The sequence below is a fragment of the Shigella sp. FC1567 genome (assembly GCF_001743015.1).
GTDB lineage: Bacteria > Pseudomonadota > Gammaproteobacteria > Enterobacterales > Enterobacteriaceae > Escherichia > Escherichia coli.
On record NZ_MIIV01000296.1, the window covers coordinates 1 to 1181 of the forward strand.

At 54.2% G+C, this 1181-nt stretch carries 1 pseudogene; it reads right to left on the reverse strand.

The features are described 5' to 3' along the window. Positions 1-130 precede the first annotated feature (130 nt). A pseudogene (locus tag BHE85_RS16070) lies at positions 131-1181 on the reverse strand (sialate O-acetylesterase); the annotation flags it as partial.

Sequence of the window (1181 nt, forward strand, 5' to 3'; positions counted from 1 at the left end):
ACGCCGTCTGCGTTTCTCCGGCCCTAAGACATCAATCATCTGTACTCCAATGACTAGTCTAAAAACTAGTATTAAGACTATCACTTATTTAAGTGATACTGGTTGTCTGGAGATTCAGGGGGCCAGTCTAGAAATGGCTCGCCCTGTCCTGTGACGTCCAGGTGGCTGAGCTGTCACGCCATTTCGAACCGTAATAACCGATACCCCGAATGTCCGGGTCTTCTTCCGGTTTGTTCGTCGGCACATTCACCCCGTTCTCATCGGTCATGAACGGTACGAAATGGATATTCTTTTCCGTTTTATTTTTATAGCTGCCGTACACCGTCTGGTACGTGGATTCGTTCTTCTGCTTCCAGAAATACGTCGTGTCCCCGCATATCCAGGGAACACCGCCAGCAGAGCCACCGACGCACTGGCCTGCCATATCCGCCAGGTCTGCACGGAATTTATCAACCAGCGCACCAAACTGTGCGGCATGATTTGCCGGCGTACCGCCAAAATCAAATTCCCCCTGCATCCACACCACGGCAAACAGCACATTTTTCGGGTTCTTCTCCAGTGCCGCTTTTGTTCGACCGATAAGGTCCTTATACAGCGGCTTGTCCACACCCCAGCGGGTTGAATTCTCCGAGGCACCACTCGCGTCACTGTATGTGCCATCAGCTCCGGTGGTGAACGCTGAACCACCACGACAGCACGGAACCAGCAGAATGCCCGCATTCGCCGGTATAAACGGCAGCAGTTTTTTGGCGATATGCAGCCCCTGCCCCACGGTTCCGTACTGCCCCTTTGACAGGTCCGCTTTCGGATGGTTAAGACGGCTCATGTCCTGCACATCATGCAGACAATGGTCCGCCGGAATGATGTCGTTATATTTGCATGCTGCACCGCCCGGTGTCACCGTACTGCGACGCGCCAGTTGCTTAATACGCGGGTCCGGACGGTCATATGTCCCCGGCAGCGGAAGGCCTTCACCATACGACATGCCGTTTGACTGCCCTGCCAGAACCACAACAAAGTAATACTCCGGGTCGCTGGTGGCGCTGATTACTGCACCTTCTGCTGCAATCGCCTGCATCAGAGTATAAGGGGTTATGGCCACCGGACTACCAAACGGCTGCCAGCCCTCTTTCAGTTTATGTGTCAGCTTTTCCGCAAGATCTGACGGCGACGCCGCCCTG